At 34.3% G+C, this 20,305-nt stretch carries 18 protein-coding genes; 7 read left to right on the top strand and 11 right to left on the bottom strand.

What is annotated here, in order from left to right; all coding sequences use genetic code 11:
• Window positions 1-57: 57 nt before the first annotated feature.
• Window positions 58-2,631 (bottom strand): outer membrane protein assembly factor, encoded by a 2,574-nt coding sequence (locus N4T20_RS07030; protein WP_260672360.1) that lies wholly within the window; start codon window positions 2,629-2,631, stop codon window positions 58-60.
• A gap of 37 nt (window positions 2,632-2,668) precedes the next feature.
• On the opposite strand from N4T20_RS07030, the gene N4T20_RS07035 reads away from it, so the two are divergent.
• On the top strand, window positions 2,669-3,397 hold the full coding sequence (locus N4T20_RS07035; RefSeq protein WP_260672361.1) for a TrmH family RNA methyltransferase: 729 nt from the start codon (window positions 2,669-2,671) through the stop codon (window positions 3,395-3,397).
• Window positions 3,398-3,406: 9 nt separating this feature from the next.
• On the opposite strand, the gene N4T20_RS07040 is transcribed toward N4T20_RS07035, so the two are convergent.
• From N4T20_RS07040 to N4T20_RS07055, 4 genes are all read right to left on the bottom strand, one after another.
• Window positions 3,407-4,117 carry a porin family protein gene (locus N4T20_RS07040; RefSeq protein WP_260672362.1) on the bottom strand — a complete coding sequence of 237 codons (711 nt, stop codon included), beginning with the start codon at window positions 4,115-4,117 and terminating at the stop codon, window positions 3,407-3,409.
• A 1-nt stretch (window position 4,118) separates the two neighbouring features.
• Window positions 4,119-4,850, bottom strand: coding sequence for a bifunctional demethylmenaquinone methyltransferase/2-methoxy-6-polyprenyl-1,4-benzoquinol methylase UbiE (gene ubiE / locus N4T20_RS07045; RefSeq protein ID WP_008466549.1), 732 nt, complete (start codon window positions 4,848-4,850; stop codon window positions 4,119-4,121).
• 579 nt (window positions 4,851-5,429) lie between these two features.
• Window positions 5,430-5,912, bottom strand: a complete 483-nt coding sequence (locus N4T20_RS07050) for a dihydrofolate reductase (RefSeq protein ID WP_260672363.1) — start codon at window positions 5,910-5,912, stop codon at window positions 5,430-5,432.
• A gap of 11 nt (window positions 5,913-5,923) precedes the next feature.
• Window positions 5,924-6,268, bottom strand: coding sequence for a 2TM domain-containing protein (locus N4T20_RS07055; protein ID WP_260672364.1), 345 nt, complete (start codon window positions 6,266-6,268; stop codon window positions 5,924-5,926).
• Window positions 6,269-6,507: 239 nt separating this feature from the next.
• On the opposite strand from N4T20_RS07055, the gene N4T20_RS07060 reads away from it, so the two are divergent.
• Window positions 6,508-6,804 (top strand): isoamylase early set domain-containing protein, encoded by a 297-nt coding sequence (locus tag N4T20_RS07060; RefSeq protein WP_260672365.1) that lies wholly within the window; start codon window positions 6,508-6,510, stop codon window positions 6,802-6,804.
• 36 nt (window positions 6,805-6,840) lie between these two features.
• Here N4T20_RS07060 and N4T20_RS07065 read toward each other — a convergent pair whose 3' ends face one another.
• From N4T20_RS07065 to N4T20_RS07080, 4 genes are all read right to left on the bottom strand, one after another.
• Complete coding sequence (locus N4T20_RS07065; protein ID WP_260672366.1) at window positions 6,841-7,692, bottom strand: thymidylate synthase; 852 nt, start codon at window positions 7,690-7,692, stop codon at window positions 6,841-6,843.
• A gap of 116 nt (window positions 7,693-7,808) precedes the next feature.
• Window positions 7,809-8,432, bottom strand: coding sequence for a bifunctional nuclease family protein (locus N4T20_RS07070; RefSeq protein ID WP_008466556.1), 624 nt, complete (start codon window positions 8,430-8,432; stop codon window positions 7,809-7,811).
• A gap of 165 nt (window positions 8,433-8,597) precedes the next feature.
• Entirely contained in the window at window positions 8,598-9,566 is a 969-nt protein-coding gene (locus N4T20_RS07075) for an electron transfer flavoprotein subunit alpha/FixB family protein (protein ID WP_260672367.1), read from the bottom strand.
• A gap of 145 nt (window positions 9,567-9,711) precedes the next feature.
• On the bottom strand, window positions 9,712-10,458 hold the full coding sequence (locus N4T20_RS07080; protein WP_008466558.1) for an electron transfer flavoprotein subunit beta/FixA family protein: 747 nt from the start codon (window positions 10,456-10,458) through the stop codon (window positions 9,712-9,714).
• A gap of 502 nt (window positions 10,459-10,960) precedes the next feature.
• Here N4T20_RS07080 and N4T20_RS07085 point away from each other — a divergent pair.
• The 5 genes from N4T20_RS07085 (at window position 10,961) to N4T20_RS07105 (ending at window position 18,592) form a co-directional block, all read left to right on the top strand.
• Window positions 10,961-11,938: a pyruvate dehydrogenase complex E1 component subunit beta gene (locus N4T20_RS07085; RefSeq protein WP_008466560.1), complete on the top strand. Its 978-nt coding sequence runs from the start codon at window positions 10,961-10,963 to the stop codon at window positions 11,936-11,938.
• A gap of 69 nt (window positions 11,939-12,007) precedes the next feature.
• Window positions 12,008-14,509, top strand: a complete 2,502-nt coding sequence (locus N4T20_RS07090) for a DUF5686 and carboxypeptidase-like regulatory domain-containing protein (protein WP_260672368.1) — start codon at window positions 12,008-12,010, stop codon at window positions 14,507-14,509.
• Window positions 14,510-14,717: 208 nt separating this feature from the next.
• Window positions 14,718-15,317 (top strand): DNA-3-methyladenine glycosylase family protein, encoded by a 600-nt coding sequence (locus N4T20_RS07095; protein WP_260672369.1) that lies wholly within the window; start codon window positions 14,718-14,720, stop codon window positions 15,315-15,317.
• Window positions 15,318-15,428: 111 nt separating this feature from the next.
• Window positions 15,429-15,959, top strand: coding sequence for an inorganic diphosphatase (locus tag N4T20_RS07100; protein ID WP_111288276.1), 531 nt, complete (start codon window positions 15,429-15,431; stop codon window positions 15,957-15,959).
• A gap of 113 nt (window positions 15,960-16,072) precedes the next feature.
• Window positions 16,073-18,592, top strand: a complete 2,520-nt coding sequence (locus N4T20_RS07105) for a sodium-translocating pyrophosphatase (RefSeq protein WP_260672370.1) — start codon at window positions 16,073-16,075, stop codon at window positions 18,590-18,592.
• Between the two features lie 184 nt (window positions 18,593-18,776).
• On the opposite strand, the gene N4T20_RS07110 is transcribed toward N4T20_RS07105, so the two are convergent.
• Together N4T20_RS07110 and N4T20_RS07115 are read right to left on the bottom strand one after the other, a co-directional pair.
• Complete coding sequence (locus N4T20_RS07110; RefSeq protein ID WP_260672371.1) at window positions 18,777-19,391, bottom strand: deoxynucleoside kinase; 615 nt, start codon at window positions 19,389-19,391, stop codon at window positions 18,777-18,779.
• Window positions 19,391-20,197, bottom strand: coding sequence for a hypothetical protein (locus N4T20_RS07115; protein ID WP_260672372.1), 807 nt, complete (start codon window positions 20,195-20,197; stop codon window positions 19,391-19,393). The genes N4T20_RS07110 and N4T20_RS07115 overlap by 1 nt, the downstream gene beginning before the upstream one ends.
• Window positions 20,198-20,305: the final 108 nt, after the last annotated feature.

Below are 20,305 nucleotides of genomic sequence, written 5' to 3' on the forward strand. Positions count from 1 at the left end.
ATTTTTTTTTATAGTTGTTTTTAGTTTTTAGGTTGCAAAAATAAGAATTAATTAGCATTAGAATGGATAATTTATACCAAAATTTAAAACCGAGTGTCCAAAATTGTATTCTTTAAACCATCGATCCCCCTTGTCATGTGCTGGATTATAAGTCTTAAAGCCTAAATCTAAACGAATCACAAAAAAGCTTAAATCGTATCTTAAACCGAATCCTGTGCCCAAAGCAATTTCTTCTAAATCGTTTAAGTTGTCAAATCTTGCTTTCGGATCTATAACATTATCGAGCACATTCCAGATATTTCCGGCATCTGCAAAGAGAGCTCCCTTAACATCTCCAAAAATTTTGAAACGGTATTCGATACTGGCAGCGATTTTCATATTTGCCTCATTAAAGTCGTTTACAGCATTGGTGCTTCCCGGTCCTAAAGCGTAAGGTTGCCAAGCACGGTTGTCATTGGAACCTCCGCCATAATAACTTCGTGAAAACGGAATATAGTTTGAGTTTCCGAACGGTATTGCAATTCCGAAGAAACTTCTAACAGCAAGAACCTTTTCTTTTCCAAAATCCCAGTGTTTAATATAGTCAAATTCAGTCTTTATGTATTCTGAATACTCCAGATTAAAGATTTCGTAATTGCCTTTTGTGTTTTTTTGAAGATTTCCAATTTCTGAAATTAGCGAAAGCAATGTTCCGGCAGACTCAATTTTGGTTCTGAATTGATAGAAATTATTGTCGGCTAGATCTTTTTTGGTGGTTTTGGTAAAAGAAAAACTTGTTGCCAGAATGAAATCATTTTCAGTCAAACGAACCCTTCTTTCCTCAATACTTTCAACTTCCTGATATTGTGAACTCCCTGGAGTCAAGGCTGTTTTTCCAGTCAACACGTCATTTGTAAATCCTGTGGTTCCTTTCGGTATGGTAAGATCTTTTCTTGCCTGTTCCTCTGTTGTATTTCCCCAGTTGAGAGGGTCAACATTGTAATCTTTTCCGATAAAATTCAAATCATCATAAGAAGAGGTGTATACATTAAAGTAATTATCTGGATTTAGGTTACGCACGAACTGAGCATTTAGCAATTCGAATTTTGCTGTATTATGACGTTTTGGTGTCCAGTTGTACGAAATACCTCCTGTAAAGTTTTCTTTGTCCAAACCAATATTTCGCTGTTTCGAAAAACCAGAAGTAATAGAGGTATAGGGGATCATACTTTTTGGAATAATCTTTTCAGTTCCAAATGGGAGGAGGATTCTCGGAAAGTTCAATTTCATATCCAAACCATATTCCGAAACATTAAAGAAATTATCGTTCGGATTGGCCATATCTCTAGAAGATCCAACATTTAAACGAGCCGAAATTTCAAGGGTTTCTGCACGGTTAAACACATTTCGGATAGTTTCTGAAATGCTGGCTCCAATTCCGAAATCTTGTATGTTAGAATGCGTTACGTCAAGAGTGGCTCCAAAACTGTATTTTTTTCTCGGAGTCAAATAAACATTGGCAATAAGAGATTGAGCAGTAGAATCTCTTTTATCTACTTCATATTGGATTGACGGATAATTGAAAATCCTTAAATTATTTAAATATCGAGAAGAAAGAGTTGTTCTAAAATCAGCAAAAGTGCTTCCTTTTGTAATAAAAATAGCATCAGTGATGGCACGTGGCTTGTATTTTAATGTCTTGTAGCTGTATAGATTAAAGTTGTTGTACGTTACACTGTCTGTTGGTTTTTTCTTAGCATTTGCAGCAGAATAATCGGTATAAATATTTACATCGCTAATTTTATACAGCTTAAAAGGTTCTGTACGGCTAGAATCTCTTTCTTGTATTGTATTGTTGTTTATTATCAGCGTTACATCGGCTTTGGCTTTTTTGCCAATAGTATCGATGTCGAAAGTCACGTAAGTAGGTTGAAAATAGTAAGCTCCGTGATTTCTAAAATAAGTTGTTATACGGTTTTTTTCCTCTTCAAAATCGGTAGTTTTGTATTGGTTTCCAGATTTTAATAAAGAAGCTTCAGTATTGGTTCTGTATAAGGAGTCTAACGCAGGAGTTAATATTTTGGTTTTGATAGTGTCCAATTTGTAAGCTGGTCCTGTCGTGATATTGTAATTAATTGCTGCTCTCTTTTTTCCGACCGTATCAATAGTATAATCGGTTTGAACATTAAAAAAACCATTATTGAAATAATAGTATTTTAATCGAAGCAATGATTTTTTAGTTTTAGAAGTGTCAATTATTACTGGAGGTTCACCGGTGTTTTTTAGAAATTCATGAATTCCTTTATAATAAAAAGATTGTCCAAGACGGTCTACCTGTTTTGCAGAGAATATCTTAGACATGCGCTCATACTTTCCAGGATTATTTTTAAATTTAGCCTGATAAGTAGAATCTGGATCTAAATTGGCTAAATTGTATAGATTTAATCGAAGCTTATAGCCTAATAATTTACCATTTGGTTTTTGGTACATCTGGTTAGAAGCCGTTTCATCGTTTGTCGATTTTCCGTTAACTATAATATTATTTTTTACAAGAAGGCTTTTTCCATCGGGAACTCTTTTTACGGCATTACAAGCACAAATTAATGTTGCAATTAGAAGAAATGCTGTTATTTTTGTAGAATTCTTTTTCAAGTGTTTTTTAATATTTAATTCAAAAGTACATTATTTTATGGTTAGTAAAAACCAAATAAAACTAATATCAGGCTTGCATCAAAAAAAGCAGCGTTTCGCCAATCAATTATTCTTTGCTGAAGGAGTAAAAGTAATTCAAGAATTGCTGCAATCCAATTTTGAATTAGAACATTTATACACCACATTGAATGATTTTGAAACGGTTGATGCTTCAAAACGAACGCCTATTAATGACCAAGAACTGAAAAAAATAAGTGCTTTGTCGACTCCAAATTCTTGCTTGGCGGTTTTTAAAATTCCAGCCGAAAAGAAAATAATCGATTCGGATTTAATTTTAGTCTTAGACGATATTAGAGACCCAGGAAATCTAGGCACTATTTTGCGTCTATGCGATTGGTTTGGCATTAAGCAGATTGTCTGTTCTAAAGAAACAGTGGATATTTATAATCCGAAAGTGGTACAGGCTACAATGGGTTCTATTACCAGAGTAAATGTAAGTTATGTTGATTTAAAACTTTTTCTTGCTCAAACTAAACTGCCAATTTTTGGAACCTTTATGGACGGAAAAAATATTTATCAATCAAAATTACCTCAGAGCGGCATCATTATTATGGGTAATGAAGCCAACGGGATTTCAGAAGAGATTGAAAAAATGGTAACCAGCCGTCTCACAATTCCTAGATTTGGAGAACTACAAAAAACAGAAAGTTTAAATGTAGCTACTGCAACAGCAATTATTCTTAGTGAATTTAAACGAAATAGTTGATGTTTTGTTTTAATGGAATGTGAAATTTATTAAAAGCGCTCTAGATTTCATCGAATCAATATTTCCTGTCCACGGGCTGTCTGGAGTTTTATCCCTAATAAGTTCGTCGGTTATGCCAAACATTCCTCTGACAGAAGGAGAAAAAATAAAGTATTCGGTAAAAATATCAATTCCTAAACCTAATTCGTAGGCAGCCGTCCATTGTTTTACTCTAAATTTCTGCTCAAAGTTATCATCTTTAGATTTTGCATTACTCGATAGATTTAAAGTTGTAGACATACCTCCAACCAGATATGGGCGTATGTTTCCTGTACGCTTAGCAGAAAATTTAAGCAATAAAGGGAAGTGAATGTAAGTACTGTTTACTTCTCTCAGATAATCGCTTTCTTTATTGCTTATGCCTGGAAAATAAAGATCACGTTTAGTATAATACAAACCTGGTTCAAAACGCAGGTTGATATATTCCTGAAGCCTTAAATCGGCAACGACCCCCACATTAAAACCAGTTGTTTTTTTTACCTGAATATCTTCCTGTACAGGGGTTTTATAATCAAATTTAAAGTCAAAACTGTTAAAACCTAAATAATAGCCAAAGTAAACGCGCTGTTTTTGCCAGTTTTCAAGATTAATGATAGGATCTTTGCTAAACATATTTTTAGCAAATTGAGAATGTCCTTTTGTCGTTAAGACCAATAAAAATAAGATTACAATTTTTTTCATACTATTTTTTAGATGCAGAATAAATTGTTGCGACGCCAAAAGTTTGAGGCATTGCCACAACATCTATAAACCCAGTTTTTCTCAAAATATTGTTTAAGGCCTCTCCATAAGGAAAAGCAGCGGCCGATTCAGATAGGTAGCCATAGGCATCATTGTCTTTAGAAAACAATTTTCCGATTAGCGGAAGTATGTTTTTGCTATAGAAATTGTAGCCTTGTTTATAAGGAAATTTATCTGGAACAGAAGTTTCTAATATAACAAAAACTCCATTTGGTTTTAAGACTCTTAAGATTTCTGCAAAACCTTTTTCTAAGTTTTCAAAATTTCTTACCCCAAAACCAACTGTGATAGCATCAAAATAGTTGTCCTCAAACGGCATATTTTCAGAATCGCCTAAAACCAGTTCAATAACATTTGAAAGTTTTTTTTCTTCCACCTTCTTTTTCCCTACTTCTAGCATTCCGGCCGAAATGTCTAATCCAATAATTTTTTCAGCATTGGTTTGTGCAAGCAAAATGGCTAAATCGCCAGTTCCGGTTGCTATATCAAGAATAACTTTTGGTTTTTTGTCTGATACTATTTTTAATACTTTTTTACGCCATTTAACGTCGATTCCAAATGAAATTACACGATTCAAATTATCGTAATTACCAGAAATGGTATCGAACATTTGGGTTACTTGCTCTTTTTTACCTAAAGAAGAGTCTTTATACGGAGTTATTTTTTCAGACATTTTTTTTATTTAGGCAAATATAAACAATCTAGTTTAACTGTAATTGAGTTTTTTAATTTGTAAAATAAATGTTTTGAAGGATTTATTTCGAAACAGGTTATAGAGGTGTTTTGCCATCCCTAAATCTAGGTATTTTGACAAAATCCCCAAATCTTGGTATTGTCTAATAGCGCTATTATGAGCAACTTTGTTCAAGTAAAAATGATTAAAGTTTAATGATTGATAATGTCGCTATGACTTAAACAGATGATTACTTTTTTTGTGCGGGTAATTCATTTATTCTTGAAAAAGTTTTGAAAGTATTGTTCTTGGGGGGAAATACTATATTTAAGCGCAAAGTACGTTCTTAGGATTAAATTTGTTTTTGGAAATTTTAATTTTCTGCCTTTAATATCTTAGTGGTATTTGTTATTAAAGGCGTTTGAGATTTAGGTCTCAAATAACATTAGATGTTATTCAATTTTGCGGATGTTTCTCGACATTTGTATTTTTTTTAAAACAAAACTTTTTCTTGAGCAAGTTAGGCTTCAAAAATCAATTATTTAAAAACATCCTCCCTGAAAAGAGGATGTTTTTTATTTATTTTCTAATGTAAGTTTCATAAGTATAATCATAAAGATGTTTTTCGTCTTTATAATTTTCTTCAGATTCTACCAAAACCCATTCGCTTTTATTGATTTTAGGGAAAAAAGCATCTGCATCAAAAGAATGATGAACTTTGGTCAATTCAATGATGTCAGTATATGGAAGGGCAAGACTGTAAATTTCTCCGCCACCTATAATATAACTGTCGTCATTTTCAGGGCATAATGCAATAGCTTTTTCAATGCTGTCGACTACAATGCATCCTTCTGGTTTATAATTTTCTTGACGAGAAATTACTATATGAACGCGGTTTGGCAATGGTTTTGGGAAGCTCTCAAAAGTTTTTCTTCCCATAATAATATGATGACCAGTCGTAAGCGATTTAAATCTTTTGAAATCATTTGGCAGATGCCATACTAATTCGTTGTTTTTTCCAAGCGCATTATTTTCGGCAGCCGCCGCTATCATTATAATCATGGTATGCTTAACTAAATTTTATTTTCATTCTCTTCGTTAATAGAAGATTCAAGCTGACTGATTCTTTTTTGCTGTAAAGCAACTAATCGGTCAATTTGTTCTCTTTCCCATTTCTTATTCATAAAACGGTCAGTTATATACACTTTTATAAAATGCAGAATAAAAAGAAAAAGCCAAATTGTAATTCCCCAGATGCACCAATTTTGAGTTGTGCCGTCTCCAAATCCAAAAAATTTATTGGCAATGAATAGAAATAAACTTCCAAGCAGGAAAAGTACAAAATGAAAATATAAGACTTTTTTTTGTCTTAATCGGCGTCTGGCGTATTCGTATTGTTCGTGCACTTCTTTTTCCATAAGATAAAAATGAGATCATAAAGTTAAAATTTATTTTCGAAAGACAATATTTTGGGTGTAGAATATTTGCTTTTGAATGACTCAATAATTTGAAAAACAAAATTTTAACTGCTTTAAATTACCAATAAAGCGAAAAAAATATACTGTTTTTGGTATTATCATAAATCGGTTCCGGAGGTAGTTAGTGTTTCGTTGAATTTAATTAATTTTAGATGTATAAATCTAAAAACGAAATAGTTATGTCTTTAAAGAAACAATTTGTGAAAACGAAGCCGGTATGTAAAGTTACGTTTTCAATAGACGCTAAAGATGCAAATACAGCTGCTGTTGTTGGAGATTTCAATAATTGGAATGCCGAAGAAGGGGCTTTGAGTAAATTGAAAAATGGTACTTTCAAAGCAACTTATGACTTGGTTAAAGATGCTATTTACGAATTTAAGTATCTAATTGACGGAAATTATGTAAATGATCCGGAAGCCGATTCTTATAAATGGAATGATTTTGCTGGAAGTGAAAACAGTGTTTTAATTGTATAAAAAAAATCCGCTTGAAAAAGCGGATTTTTTTTATTTCTATACAGCAACACTCCCTTTAATGGCAGGATGCGGATCGTAATCTACAAGTGTGAAATCATTATAATCAAAATCAAAAATGTTTTTAATCTCTGGATTTAAAATCATTTTTGGCAATGGTTTCGGTTCACGCGTTAATTGCAGTTCCAATTGCTCAAAATGATTGTTATAAATATGCGCGTCGCCAAAAGTGTGAATAAATTCTCCAGGTTCTAAGTCGCATACTTGGGCAATCATCATGGTCAATAGTGCATAAGAAGCAATGTTGAAAGGTACTCCTAAAAAGATATCGGCGCTTCGCTGGTATAATTGGCAGGAAAGCTTTCCTTTTGTTTCACCTTTTTCAGGATCTGGGCTTGCTACATAAAATTGAAAAAAGGCATGGCAAGGAGGTAAAGCGGCTTTGTTATTGGCTACATTTTCCTCAAAAGATTTTTTAGTATCTGGCAGAACCGAAGGGTTCCATGCAGAAACCAGCATTCTTCTGCTGTTTGGATTTGTTTTTAATTCGGCAATTAATTCAGAAATCTGATCAATCTCTTCGCTGTTCCAGTTGCGCCATTGGTGTCCGTAAACAGGCCCCAAATCGCCATTGGAATCTGCCCATTCATCCCAGATTTTAACTCCGTTTTCTTGAAGGTATTTGATGTTTGTATCGCCTTTTAAAAACCAAAGCAATTCGTAAATGATGGATTTTAAATGTAATTTTTTGGTCGTAACCATTGGGAAACCTTCACTTAAATCAAAACGCATCTGGTAGCCAAAAACGCTTTTAGTTCCTGTTCCGGTACGGTCTCCTTTTTGATTGCCGTTTTCTAAAACGTGTTTTACTAAATCTAAGTATTGTTTCATTATTGCTTTAGGCTTTAAGCTTTAGGCTTTAGGCTTTTTCCTAAATACTTCAAGCTGGTTTTTATGTTTTGCGCTTTAAGTTTATAGCCTAAAGCTTATGGCTTACAGCCTTAAAATTATCTTCTAGAGATTTCGTCTCTAATTTTTGCTGCTTTTTCGTAATCTTCTTGAGAAACGGCTTGATCCAAAAGCTCGTTTAGCTCTTGTAAAGAATGTTTTGCATACACATCTCCAGATTGGTTGCTTTCTTCTTCGTGTCCAAAAGTTTCAGGATTCGAAAGAACATCATCTATTTCTTGAGCACCAGAATCTGTTTCAGCAGTATTGGATTTTAAATAAATTCCAGCTTTATCCAAAATGTTTTTATAAGTAAAAATAGGAGCATTGAAACGCAGCGCCAAAGCAATAGCGTCAGAAGTTCTTGCGTCGATAATTTCTTCGATTTTATCTCTTTCGCAGATTAAGCTTGAATAAAAAACGCCGTCAACTAATTTGTGAATGATAACTTGTTTTACGACAATATCAAATCTTTCAGCAAAATTTTTAAATAAATCGTGTGTTAAGGGACGAGGCGGTTTTATTTCTTTCTCTAAAGCAATAGCGATCGACTGGGCTTCAAAAGCGCCAATAACTATAGGTAATTTTCTTTCGCCATCGACTTCATTCAAAATTAAGGCATAAGCGCCATTTTGAGTTTGACTGTATGAAATTCCTTTTATGGATAATTTTACTAGACTCATATATGTTTGTAAAAAAGGCACTTAGCGCCTTATTTTAATACTATTTTGGTTTAAAAAATAAAGCTGCAATTTTAATCAAAAAATATGGAACAAAAAAGCTGCCTATAAACAAAGATACAACATCTTGTTTTTAGGCAGCAATATTTTTAAAGAGAATTCTCTGTATTAAGAATGCTGAGCTTTAAAAGCTTTTAATTTCTCTGTTAATTGTGGTACAATTTCAAAAGCATCTCCAACTACACCGTAGTCAGCAACTTTAAAGAAAGGAGCTTCTGGATCGTTATTGATAACTACTTTTACTTTAGAAGAGTTGATACCTGCAATGTGCTGAATTGCTCCAGAAATACCTATGGCAATATATAAGTTTGTTGCAACCGGTTTTCCTGTTTGTCCAACGTGCTCGCTGTGAGGTCTCCATCCTAAATCTGAAACTGGTTTAGAACAAGCAGTTGCAGCACCAAGAACAGCAGCAAGGTCTTCTACCAATCCCCAGTTTTCTGGTCCTTTTAATCCGCGTCCGCCAGAAACTACGATATCTGCGTCAGCGATAGAAACTTTTCCAGATACTTTTTCTACAGATTCTACTTTTACTCCAAAGTCATTGTCGCCAACAGTTGGGTTAAAATCTTCTGCAGCAGCAGCTCCTGTGCTTTCAAAAAGCCCGTAAGAGTTTTTGGCTAAACCAAGAACTTTTACATCTGTATCGATTTGTGTAATGTTGAAGGCTTTGTTTGAGAAAGCATTTCTTTTTACTTGAAATGGAGAAGTGCTAACTGGCAATCCAACCACGTTTGAAGCAAAACCTGCGTTTAAAGCCACGGCAACTAGTGGTGAAAGATAAATGCTGTCTGTTGTAGAAGAAAGCAATACTACTTTTGTACCTTCTTTTTCAGCAGCTTGTTTGATGACATCAGCGTAAGCTTTTGCGTTGAAACCAGCTAATTTATCATTGCTTACTTTTAAAACTTTATCAACTCCGTATTTGCCTAATTCGCTTACATCGCTGATGTTTACTGTTAAAGCTGTAACAGTTGTTCCTAATGATTCGGCCACTTTTTTAGCGTAAGAAGCTAATTCGAAAGCAACTTTTTTAAATTTTCCTTCTGCAGATTCTGCATATATTAATATTGACATAACAATTTTAGATTTTAGATTTTAGATTTCAGATTCTTGAAAATGAAACCTAAAATGATTATTGATTTTAGATTTTGAAGTGAATCAAATGTTGGTTTTAGATTTAGTATTGCGTTCTGCAATCTATAATCTAAACTCTACAATCTTAAATCACCTTTGCTTCGTTGTGTAATAAATTGATTAACTCATCTAAATTATCTGCAGAAACTAGTTTTACTGCTGATTTTGGAGCTGGTTTTTCAAATTTCACCGCTTTTGTATTTACAGCTGCATCAACTGGCTCAAGAATAGTAAGCGCTTTTGTTCTTGCAGTCATAATTCCTCTCATGTTCGGGATACGTAAATCTTTTTCCTCAACAAGACCTTTCTGACCTCCAATAATTAAAGGAAGAGTAGTGCTTACCGTTTCTTTTCCGCCGTCGATTTCACGAACCGCTTTCACATTGTTTCCGTCAACAGTTAAAGCTGTACAAGAGTTTAAGAAGTTGTATCCTAAAATTCCAGCAATCATTCCTGGAACCATTCCTCCGTTATAATCTAAAGATTCTTTACCGGCAATTACTAAATCATAACCGCCATTTTTAATTACTTCTGCCAATTGTTTTGCAACGAAAAAGCCATCTGTAGGATTTGCGTTAACACGAATCGCTTCGTTTGCTCCAATAGCCAAAGCTTTACGTAAAGTTGGTTCAGTATCAGGACCTCCGACGTTTACAACTGTTACATTCGCACCTTGTTGTTCTTGGAACCATATAGCGCGTGTAAGACCAAATTCGTCATTAGGGTTAATTACATATTGTACACCATTAGTGTCAAATTCTGAGTCACCGTTGGTAAAGTTGATTTTTGAAGTAGTATCAGGAACATGGCTGATGCAAACTAGTATTTTCATAAGTATATATTTTGAATTTATAATATGCTTTTACAAATTTAGAATTTAATTTGGAATAATTATACTATGCACGCATAATATTTTTTAAAACTATTACGATTTCGCTGATTATGCAGTTTTGAATGAATTTCATCGAAATATAAAAATAAAAAAGCATTGATTTTGTTTGATTGTTAGGAATTTTGTAATAATAGATGCTCCCTGTGAAGATTATGGTTTGTCTCAGAAATACTAATTTTTGTTTTTTTGCGTTTACATGAATGAATTTTGGAGAGAAGAATTAAACAAATAACTACAAGTTTGTCTAAAAAATGTTTTAAAGAAGGATTAAGTGTGGATTGTACGTTATTATATCGATTTCGTTACCTATCGCAATAAAGTTTAAAAAGTTAAAACCTGAGGACGGATAGAAGTTGATGCGATTTTAAATTCAATTTTTGCCTTTAAGTTATTTAAAATATTTATTTTTGCTCTTCAGAAAATTCAACATACAATAAAAAATATGAGAACAATACAATTTAGAGAGGCCATTTGTGAAGCAATGAGCGAAGAAATGCGTCGCGATGAATCCATATATTTAATGGGAGAAGAGGTTGCAGAATACAATGGAGCTTACAAAGCTTCTAAAGGAATGCTAGCTGAGTTTGGTGAAAAAAGAGTAATTGATACTCCGATTGCTGAACTTGGATTTTCAGGAATTGCAGTAGGTTCTGCAATGAATGGAAACCGTCCTATTGTAGAATATATGACATTCAACTTCTGTTTAGTTGGTATTGATCAAATTATAAATAACGCTGCTAAAATGCGTCAAATGACAGGAGGACAGTTTAATGTGCCTATCGTTTTCCGCGGACCGACAGCTTCTGCTGGTCAATTAGGAGCTACTCACTCTCAAGCTTTAGAAAACTGGTTTGCAAACACTCCAGGTCTTAAAGTTGTTGTTCCTTCAACTCCTTATGATGCAAAAGGATTATTGAAATCTGCTATTCGTGATAACGATCCAGTTATTTTCATGGAATCTGAGCAAATGTACGGAGACAAAGGTGAAGTGCCAGACGGAGAATACACAATTCCTCTAGGTGTTGCTGATGTTAAACGTGAAGGAACAGATGTAACAATCGTTTCATTCGGAAAAATCATCAAAGAAGCTTTTATCGCTGCTGATGAATTAGCAAAAGAAGGAATCTCTTGTGAGATTATCGATTTAAGAACAGTTCGTCCAATGGACAAAGATGCCATCTTAAAATCGGTTAAAAAAACAAACCGTTTAGTAATTTTAGAAGAAGCATGGCCAGTTGCCAGCCTTTCTTCTGAAATCTCTTATATCGTTCAAGAGCAAGCATTTGACTTCCTTGATGCGCCAATTCAACGTATTACAACTGCAGATACTCCTGCACCGTATTCTCCAGTACTGCTAAAAGACTGGTTGCCAAATGCAGGTGATGTAGTAAAAGCAGTTAAAAAAGTATTATACAAATAATACAAATTTAAAATACTCATAAAACTTCATCAGACAGAATGGATTGGTGAAGTTTTTTTTTACTTTATAATGAACAAATTAACTCGACTTCTCTTATATATTGTATTTGCATTTGCAAATTTTGTTGCTGCACAAACTAAAGTGAGTGGGGTTGTTTTGGACAAAGCCAATCAGCCGATACCTTTTGCAAATGTGGTTTTTAAAGGTTCTAATATTGGAATCGTTTCTAATGAAGACGGTCGTTTTTATTTAGAATCGCCAAATACCTATACCGCGCTTTTGGTTAGTTCTGCAGGATTTTCAGACAAGGAAGTTCCTTTAGATAAAGCAGTTAATTATAATTTCAAAATTGTTTTGTTCGAAGAACAAGTGCTTAACGAAGTTGTAATTTATACGGGTAAAACTTCTAAAAAGAATAACCCCGCATTGGATATTTTGAGAAAAATCTGGGCAAGAAAACGTAAAAACGGATTGTACCAGTTTAATCAATACCAGATGCAGAAGTACGAAAAGGTTGAGTTTGACATGAATACGATTGATAGTGCATTCATGAAAAACAAACTTTTTAAAGGAATGGAATTTGTCTTTAATCATGTTGACACTTCTGAAGTTACAGGAAAAACCTATCTGCCAATTTTTATTAACGAGTCGGTTTATGATGTTTACGGAGACAACAGATTGAAGAAAGTAAAAGAAAACCTTACGGGAAATAAAATGTCTGGTTTTAATGGAAACCAGCAGATTTTATCTTTCGTGAAAGATCTTTATTCGGATTATAATATTTATGACAATCACCTGAAATTTTTTGATAAGAGTTTTACAAGTCCGCTTTCAAGAACAGGAATCGATGTTTACAATTATGTCTTAAAAGACAGTGCTTATATCGATAAGAAATGGTGCTACAATATTGTTTTTTATCCGAGACGTAAAAACGAATTGACTTTTAAAGGAGATTTTTGGGTAAACGATACCACTTTTGCGATCAAAAAAATTAATATGGGCGTAACGAAAAGCGCCAATATTAACTGGGTAAAAGATATTTATATCGAACAGGAATTTGAAGTGGAAAATGATTCTGTTTTCCTTTTGACACGTGATTATATGATGTCTGATTTTGCTTTAAATAAAAAAGAAAAATCAAAAGGGGTTTATGGTAAAAGAACAACTTTGTACCGAAATCATAAATTCAATATTCAGAAACCAGAGAAATTTTATAAAGAAGAAGTCAATTTTATCGATAATGCCGTTTACGATAGACCGCCTGAGTTTTGGGAAGAAAATCGTTTTGAGAAACTAAATAAAGATGAACAGGGAATTTATAAAATGCTTGACACGCTGCAAACTGTCAAACGATTTAAGCAGCTGTACAATCTGGTCTCTATTTTAGGAAGCGGTTACATCGAATTTAAGAATTTTGATTATGGGCCAATCTTCTCAACCTTTGGATATAATGAAGTCGAAGGCATAAGGTTAAGAGTGGGTGGTAGAACGTATTTTGGGCCAAACGACCCATGGCGTATTCAAGCTTATACGGCTTACGGATTTGATGATAATAAATTCAAATACGGTGTTTCTGGAAAATGGATGCTTGACAAGAAAAACCGACTGATTATCTCTGGTGGGAATAGGCGCGATATTGAGCAGATTGGTGCGAGTCTAACGACTACAAATGACGTTTTAGGACGAAGTTTTGCATCTTCAGCGTTGTTTACGACTGGAAGCAATGGAAAACTGACCAATATTAATTTGAGTAACGTTTCTATAGAAATGGAGCCTAAAAAGAATTTTATTGTTCAGGCAGGGCTTTCGTATCGAACACTTGAATCGGCTTCCAAAACATTTAGTTTAGATTATTATACTACTTTGCCAACTCCCGAAAATCCAGCAGGTGTTGTTGAAAGCATGGTAAAACAATCAGAAGCCAATATTCAGTTTGAGTTTATGCCAAACAGAAAAACAATTGGCTATGGAGTGGAAAGAGATTTGGTAGACAGTCCGTACAGTCATTTCTTTGTCAATTTCAGTTATGGATTAAAAGGCGTTTTTGACAGTGATTTTGCTTATGAAAAGATACAGATTTTCTATAGGCAGCCTATCATTATTGGGCCTTTAGGAAGAACAAATATTACAGTTGAAACAGGAAAAACATTTGGAACAATTCCGTTAGGTTTAATGAGTGTAATTCCGGGTAACCAGACTTATTTTACAATAGAGAATACATTCAGTAACCTAAATTTTTATGAATTTGTTACAGATCAGTATACAACCTTGCAGTGGAATCATGATTTTGGAGGAAGATTGTTTGCTAGAATCCCATTCATGAGAAAATTAAATTGGAGAGAGTTTATAGGAATTAGAGCGGTTCATGGAACTATTTCTGATGCAAACCGTGCCATTAATGCTTCGGGATTACCGTATAATGCTCCTGAAAAAGTATACTGGGAATATAATGCAGGAATTGGAAACATCTTTAAAGTTTTCCGTCTCGATTTTTCTTGGAGAGGAAATTATCTAGATATGCCAGACGCGCATAAATTTGCAATTAAAGGATCTTTTGGGTTTTATTTCTAGTTTTAAAAAGTTACAAAGGTTCAAAGTTACAGAGTCGCAGAGGTTTAAAATCTTTGCGACTTTTTTGTTTCACGCAGATTTTGCCGATCGAGCAGATTTTTTATCCCCTTAATCTGCAAAATCTGTGAGAGAAAGAAAACTTAGCAACTTGGCGTTTTCGCGAGATTATTTTTTACTTATTTTTGAGATTAGACATAAAAGAATCATCATGCAAGAAGCCATCGATTTTCTAACCAATAAAAATCCAATATTTCAAGAAATCATTGAAAAGTACGGATTGCCGCCCATTCCAAGGCGCCCGCCTGGATTTGAAACTTTGGTTTTATTAATACTCGAACAGCAAGTTTCTATCGATTCGGCGAAAGCCACATTTTTTAAAATTAAATCTTTTACAACTTGTAATCCTGAAAACATGGCGATTTTGTCAGACGAAGAATTTAGAAGTTTGGGAGTAAGCCGTCAGAAAACAAAATACATTAAGATTTTAGCGGAAGCAGTTTTAAACAAAGAATTGGATATCGAAAGTTTGGGTTCAAAATCTGCGAAACAAGTTCGGGAAGAGCTTATTAAATTAAAAGGAATCGGAAATTGGACAATAGATATTTATCTGATGTTCTGTCTAGAAGAACCCGATTTGATTCCGCTCGGGGATATTGCTGTCATAAATACGATCAAAGAATTATTGAATATTCATGACAGAGAAGAAATGGAAATTCATGCAGAACAATGGAGTCCTTACCGATCTTATGCGACTTATCTGCTGTGGCATTATTACCTAAAGAAAAGAAACAGGAATATTAGCTATTAAATGCTTGTATTTTAAACTCTAATGAAGATAATTTAACCTTGTTTTTTATTGTAAAACTAGATTCTTTAGTTATTTTTGCAATCGAAATTTTAGAAACAATAAAAAACGAAAATGACCGCAGACAAATTAACGACTTTCGATGTATTGATCGAAATACCAAGAGGAAGCAGAAATAAATACGAGTACGATTTTGAAATTAAAAGAATGCGTTTCGACAGAATGTTATTCTCTTCAATGATGTACCCAGCAGATTACGGATTTATTCCAGAAACTTTAGCTTTAGACGGTGATCCTCTTGACGTATTGGTTTTAGTAAACGAGCCAACTTTTCCTGGATGTGTTATGGAAGTTAAACCAATCGGTGTATTCCACATGGCAGATGACAAAGGACCAGACGAGAAAATTATTTGTGTACCAGTTTCAGATCCAATCTGGAATTCATTAAATGATCTTTCTGATATTAACCCTCACTTAGTAAAAGAAATCGAGCACTTTTTCCAAGTTTATAAAGATCTTGAAAACAAAAAGGTAGATGTAGAAGGATGGGGAGACGTTAAAGAAGCTTATGACATTATCGCAGAGTGTACAAAACGTTTTGATGACATTGAAAATAAACCGGCTGGATTATTTAGCATTAAATAATTTTAACCGCATTCTAATATAAAAAAAGCAATACTGCCGTCAGGAGTATTGCTTTTTTGTTTAAATTCGTTTTAGTTAGATTGTTGACTATTAACCAAAACCATTAAAATATTATGAATGCATTTATGATTTACCTGCCTATTATAATGGCAGTTTTAGGATTACTTTTCATGGGAATAAAAAGGACTTGGGTTTTAAAACAAGATGCGGGAGACGGTAAGATGAAAGAGATTTCAGATTACATCTACGAAGGAGCCTTAGCCTTTCTAAAAGCCGAATACAAACTATTAACCATATTTGTAATTATTGCCAGTTTAGCTTTGGCAGGAATTACTTTTATTCCAGGAGTAAAAACACATTTATTAATCGTAATAGCATTTATTTTTGGAGCTTTATTTTCTGCTTATGCTGGAAATATCGGAATGAAAATAGCAACTAAAACAAACGTAAGAACCACTCAAGCTGCACGTACAAGTTTGCCGCAAGCATTAAAAGTTTCTTTTGGAGGCGGAACCGTAATGGGACTGGGTGTAGCGGGTTTGGCTGTTTTAGGTTTAACGTCTTTTTTTATCATTTTCTTTAATCTTTTTTCTGGCGGAGTTTGGAAAGATACCGATACAATGACGGTTGTTTTAGAAACTCTTGCAGGGTTTTCTCTTGGAGCAGAATCGATCGCTTTATTTGCCAGAGTTGGTGGCGGAATCTACACAAAAGCAGCCGATGTTGGAGCAGATTTAGTTGGTAAAGTCGAAGCAGGAATTCCAGAAGATGATCCTCGTAACCCGGCAACAATTGCAGACAACGTGGGAGATAATGTGGGAGACGTTGCGGGTATGGGAGCCGATTTATTTGGATCGTATGTAGCAACAGTTCTTGCCGCAATGGTTCTTGGGAATTATGTAATAAAAGATATGGGAGGAAGCATTAATGATGCTTTCGGCGGAATTGGGCCAATTTTGCTTCCAATGGCAATTGCCGGTTTCGGAATTTTATTTTCTATTATTGGAACGACGTTAGTAAAAATATCAGACGACAATGCTAAAGAAGCTCAAGTGCAAAAAGCATTAAATATAGGAAACTGGGTTTCTATTGTTTTAACAGCTGTAGCTTGTTTCTTTTTGGTACAGCATATGCTGCCAGAAACCATGCAAATGACTTTCTTTGGTGAAGGATCAAAAGCCATTTCATCAATGCGTGTTTTCTACGCAACTTTAGTCGGATTAGTGGTTGGAGGAGCTATTTCTTCAGTAACAGAATATTATACAGGATTAGGAACAAAACCAGTTTTGGCAATCGTTCAAAAATCTTCTACAGGAGCAGGAACAAACGTAATTGCAGGTCTAGCAACGGGAATGATTTCTACTTTTCCAACCGTATTATTATTTGCCATCGCAATTTGGATTTCTTATGTTTTGGCTGGATTTTATGGAGTGGCGCTAGCCGCTTCGGCAATGATGGCAACAACAGCAATGCAATTGGCTATCGATGCTTTCGGACCAATTTCTGATAACGCTGGTGGTATCGCAGAAATGAGCGAATTGCCAAAAGAAGTCCGTACTAGAACAGACATTTTAGACTCAGTAGGAAACACAACAGCAGCAACAGGAAAAGGATTTGCTATTGCTTCCGCGGCCTTGACTTCATTGGCTTTGTTTGCTGCGTATGTAACCTTTACAGGAATAGACGGAATTAATATTTTTAAAGCGCCAGTTTTGGCCATGTTATTTGTCGGAGGCATGATTCCAGTTGTTTTCTCTGCTTTAGCAATGAATTCAGTTGGAAAAGCTGCGATGGATATGGTATACGAGGTTCGTCGCCAGTTCAAAGAAATTGCTGGAATTATGGAAGGAACAGGAAAACCAGAATACGGAAAATGCGTTGAAATTTCTACAAAAGCCGCTTTACGCGAAATGATGCTCCCTGGAATCTTAACAATTGGTTTCCCTATTTTAATTGTTCTTTTAGGAAAATTGGTTTACTCAGACAACAACCAGTTAATTGCTGAAATGTTAGGAGGATATATGGCAGGAGTTACAGTTTCAGGTGTGCTTTGGGCCGTTTTCCAGAACAATGCTGGAGGTGCTTGGGATAATGCAAAAAAATCTTTTGAAGCTGGAGTTATGATCAACGGAGAAATGACTTATAAAGGTTCTGATGCGCACAAAGCGGCAGTTACTGGAGATACAGTTGGAGATCCGTTTAAAGACACTTCTGGACCTTCAATGAACATCTTGATCAAATTAACTTGTCTGATAGGATTGGTAATTGCTCCAATTTTAGGCGAAGGCCATGCTCCGTCAGATATGGCTGGTAAAGCTTCTTGCTGTGCTAAAACAGAAATGCACGCAAGGATGTCAAAATGCGGCGATATGTCTGGAATGACAAAAGAAGAATGCATTAAAATGTGTAAAGAAAAAGGCTGCTCTGAGGAGGAAACTGCAAAATGTCTGGCTCATTTTGATGCAAACGGAAAATACGCTCACACAGAAAGCCAATCGGTTCGTGTTGAGGTTAAAAATATTAACGGAAAAACTACAGGAACCGTTACCAAAACAGTAGACGGAAAAACAACAACCGAAGTTTTTGAAGGAACTGAAGAAGAAGTTTTGGCAAAAGTTGAAGCTGCGAAATAATTACGATCTATCCTAGCAGGTTTTCAAAACCTGTTAGGTATCTAGTTGAAATTAGAAAGTAAAAATACTCTAGAGTAAAAAAAACACCTAACAGGTTTTGGAAACCTGTTAGGATAATAAAAGAAAAAGCCTCTAAATGAATTTTAGAGGCTTTTTTTATTTCGTATAAATCGAGATTCTAATCTTAGAATAATCCGTTTAATTCAGCATCAATTTTATTAATGATGTTTCCTAAATCTTCAGGATTGTCAACAAAATTGATGTTGTCAACGTCAATGATTAGAAGTTTTCCTTTAGTATAAGTCTGAATCCAAGCTTCATATCTTTCATTCAAACGGCTTAAATAATCGATCGAAATAGAGTTTTCATATTCGCGCCCGCGTTTGTGAATCTGTCCTACTAAGTTCGGAATCGAGCTTCTTAAATAAATCAATAAATCTGGAGCTTTAACCAAAGATTCCATTAATTCAAACAAAGACGTGTAATTTTCAAAATCACGGCTCGTCATTAATCCCATTGCATATAAGTTAGGAGCAAAAATATGGGCATCTTCATAAATCGTTCTGTCCTGAATGATTTTCTTTCCGCTTTCGCGAATTTGCTGCACTTGACGAAAACGGCTATTAAGGAAATAAATCTGAAGATTAAAGGACCAGCGCTCCATCTGATGGTAGAAATCATCCAAATACGGATTATCAACTACATCTTCATAATGAGGTTCCCATTTGAAATGTTTCGCCAATAATTTGGTCAGAGTTGTTTTTCCTGCGCCTATGTTTCCTGCTATTGCTATGTGCATTACGGTGTTACGATTTTATAATTTGATATATCTGTAGTTGTAAAAATAGATAAAATTTGGTCTTTGTAATAAAAATTGTCAAAGGTTTTTCCCAAAATTTTGATCTCAGAAATTACCTCAGGATTCTGCTTATTCATTCCTTTAAAATACAATAAATTATCCTTGCTGAAAAGATATTGCGAAGAATTAATTATAGCGATTCTGTCAAAAGCACCAATTTTTCCCAGCGAAGTTATCTTTCCAAAAATGTCACAAGAAAACCAGTTGCTTTTTTTGTCAATCCAATAGAAAGCATTAAAGTCTGTTTGATAATATTGAATTGGCTCAGTCAGCGGAATTGAAATTGTTTTATATTCATTTTTTAAATAATCAAAAAGACCAATCTGCTGATTTAACGCATTGTAAATCCATAGTTGGTTTTGTGTCGACATTCCGATTGCAGTTACTACAATTGGCGTTGCATTTTGCGAAAAATTAATTTCTGTTATTTTATTTAATTGGTTGTCCAATAAAACAGCGCTATTAAAGTTTTCGTAAAACAAAACAATCTTTAACGGATTCTGAAGATCGACTTTTGTAATTTTTCCCAAAGAAACATTCTTGTATTCGAAGATTTCTTTTCCTTTAATTTTACTGAAAACATTATTGGTTATCTGATACGAATATCCAAACGCATCATATCCTAAAAAAGTATCAGAAGTATTTTTATATTGTGAAATTAAAGTCGGACTGATGCTCAAATCTTGAGCTGAAAGCGCATGAAAAGTGCAGAAAAGAAATAGAGAAAATATAATTTTTTGCACCATTTTACGCATTAGAAGTTATTTTACAAGAGTACCAAATTACAAAAAACTCTCTTTTAAATTTCAATTTTAAGACTTAAACCTTTTTTTAATCTAATAGTCTAAAAAATA

Source organism: Flavobacterium sp. TR2 (assembly GCF_025252405.1).
In the GTDB taxonomy this organism is placed as follows: Bacteria; Bacteroidota; Bacteroidia; order Flavobacteriales; family Flavobacteriaceae; genus Flavobacterium.

Coding starts and splice junctions, on each gene's coding strand:
- N4T20_RS07035 (WP_260672361.1), top strand. CDS start 2,669: ATGGTTAGTAAAAACCAAATAAAACTAATATCAGGCTTGCATCAAAAA.
- N4T20_RS07040 (WP_260672362.1), bottom strand. CDS start 4,117: ATGAAAAAAATTGTAATCTTATTTTTATTGGTCTTAACGACAAAAGGA.
- ubiE (WP_008466549.1), bottom strand. CDS start 4,850: ATGTCTGAAAAAATAACTCCGTATAAAGACTCTTCTTTAGGTAAAAAA.
- N4T20_RS07050 (WP_260672363.1), bottom strand. CDS start 5,912: ATGATTATAATGATAGCGGCGGCTGCCGAAAATAATGCGCTTGGAAAA.
- N4T20_RS07055 (WP_260672364.1), bottom strand. CDS start 6,268: ATGGAAAAAGAAGTGCACGAACAATACGAATACGCCAGACGCCGATTA.
- N4T20_RS07060 (WP_260672365.1), top strand. CDS start 6,508: ATGTCTTTAAAGAAACAATTTGTGAAAACGAAGCCGGTATGTAAAGTT.
- N4T20_RS07065 (WP_260672366.1), bottom strand. CDS start 7,692: ATGAAACAATACTTAGATTTAGTAAAACACGTTTTAGAAAACGGCAAT.
- N4T20_RS07070 (WP_008466556.1), bottom strand. CDS start 8,432: ATGAGTCTAGTAAAATTATCCATAAAAGGAATTTCATACAGTCAAACT.
- N4T20_RS07075 (WP_260672367.1), bottom strand. CDS start 9,566: ATGTCAATATTAATATATGCAGAATCTGCAGAAGGAAAATTTAAAAAA.
- N4T20_RS07080 (WP_008466558.1), bottom strand. CDS start 10,458: ATGAAAATACTAGTTTGCATCAGCCATGTTCCTGATACTACTTCAAAA.
- N4T20_RS07085 (WP_008466560.1), top strand. CDS start 10,961: ATGAGAACAATACAATTTAGAGAGGCCATTTGTGAAGCAATGAGCGAA.
- N4T20_RS07090 (WP_260672368.1), top strand. CDS start 12,008: ATGAACAAATTAACTCGACTTCTCTTATATATTGTATTTGCATTTGCA.
- N4T20_RS07095 (WP_260672369.1), top strand. CDS start 14,718: ATGCAAGAAGCCATCGATTTTCTAACCAATAAAAATCCAATATTTCAA.
- N4T20_RS07100 (WP_111288276.1), top strand. CDS start 15,429: ATGACCGCAGACAAATTAACGACTTTCGATGTATTGATCGAAATACCA.
- N4T20_RS07105 (WP_260672370.1), top strand. CDS start 16,073: ATGAATGCATTTATGATTTACCTGCCTATTATAATGGCAGTTTTAGGA.
- N4T20_RS07110 (WP_260672371.1), bottom strand. CDS start 19,391: ATGCACATAGCAATAGCAGGAAACATAGGCGCAGGAAAAACAACTCTG.
- N4T20_RS07115 (WP_260672372.1), bottom strand. CDS start 20,197: ATGGTGCAAAAAATTATATTTTCTCTATTTCTTTTCTGCACTTTTCAT.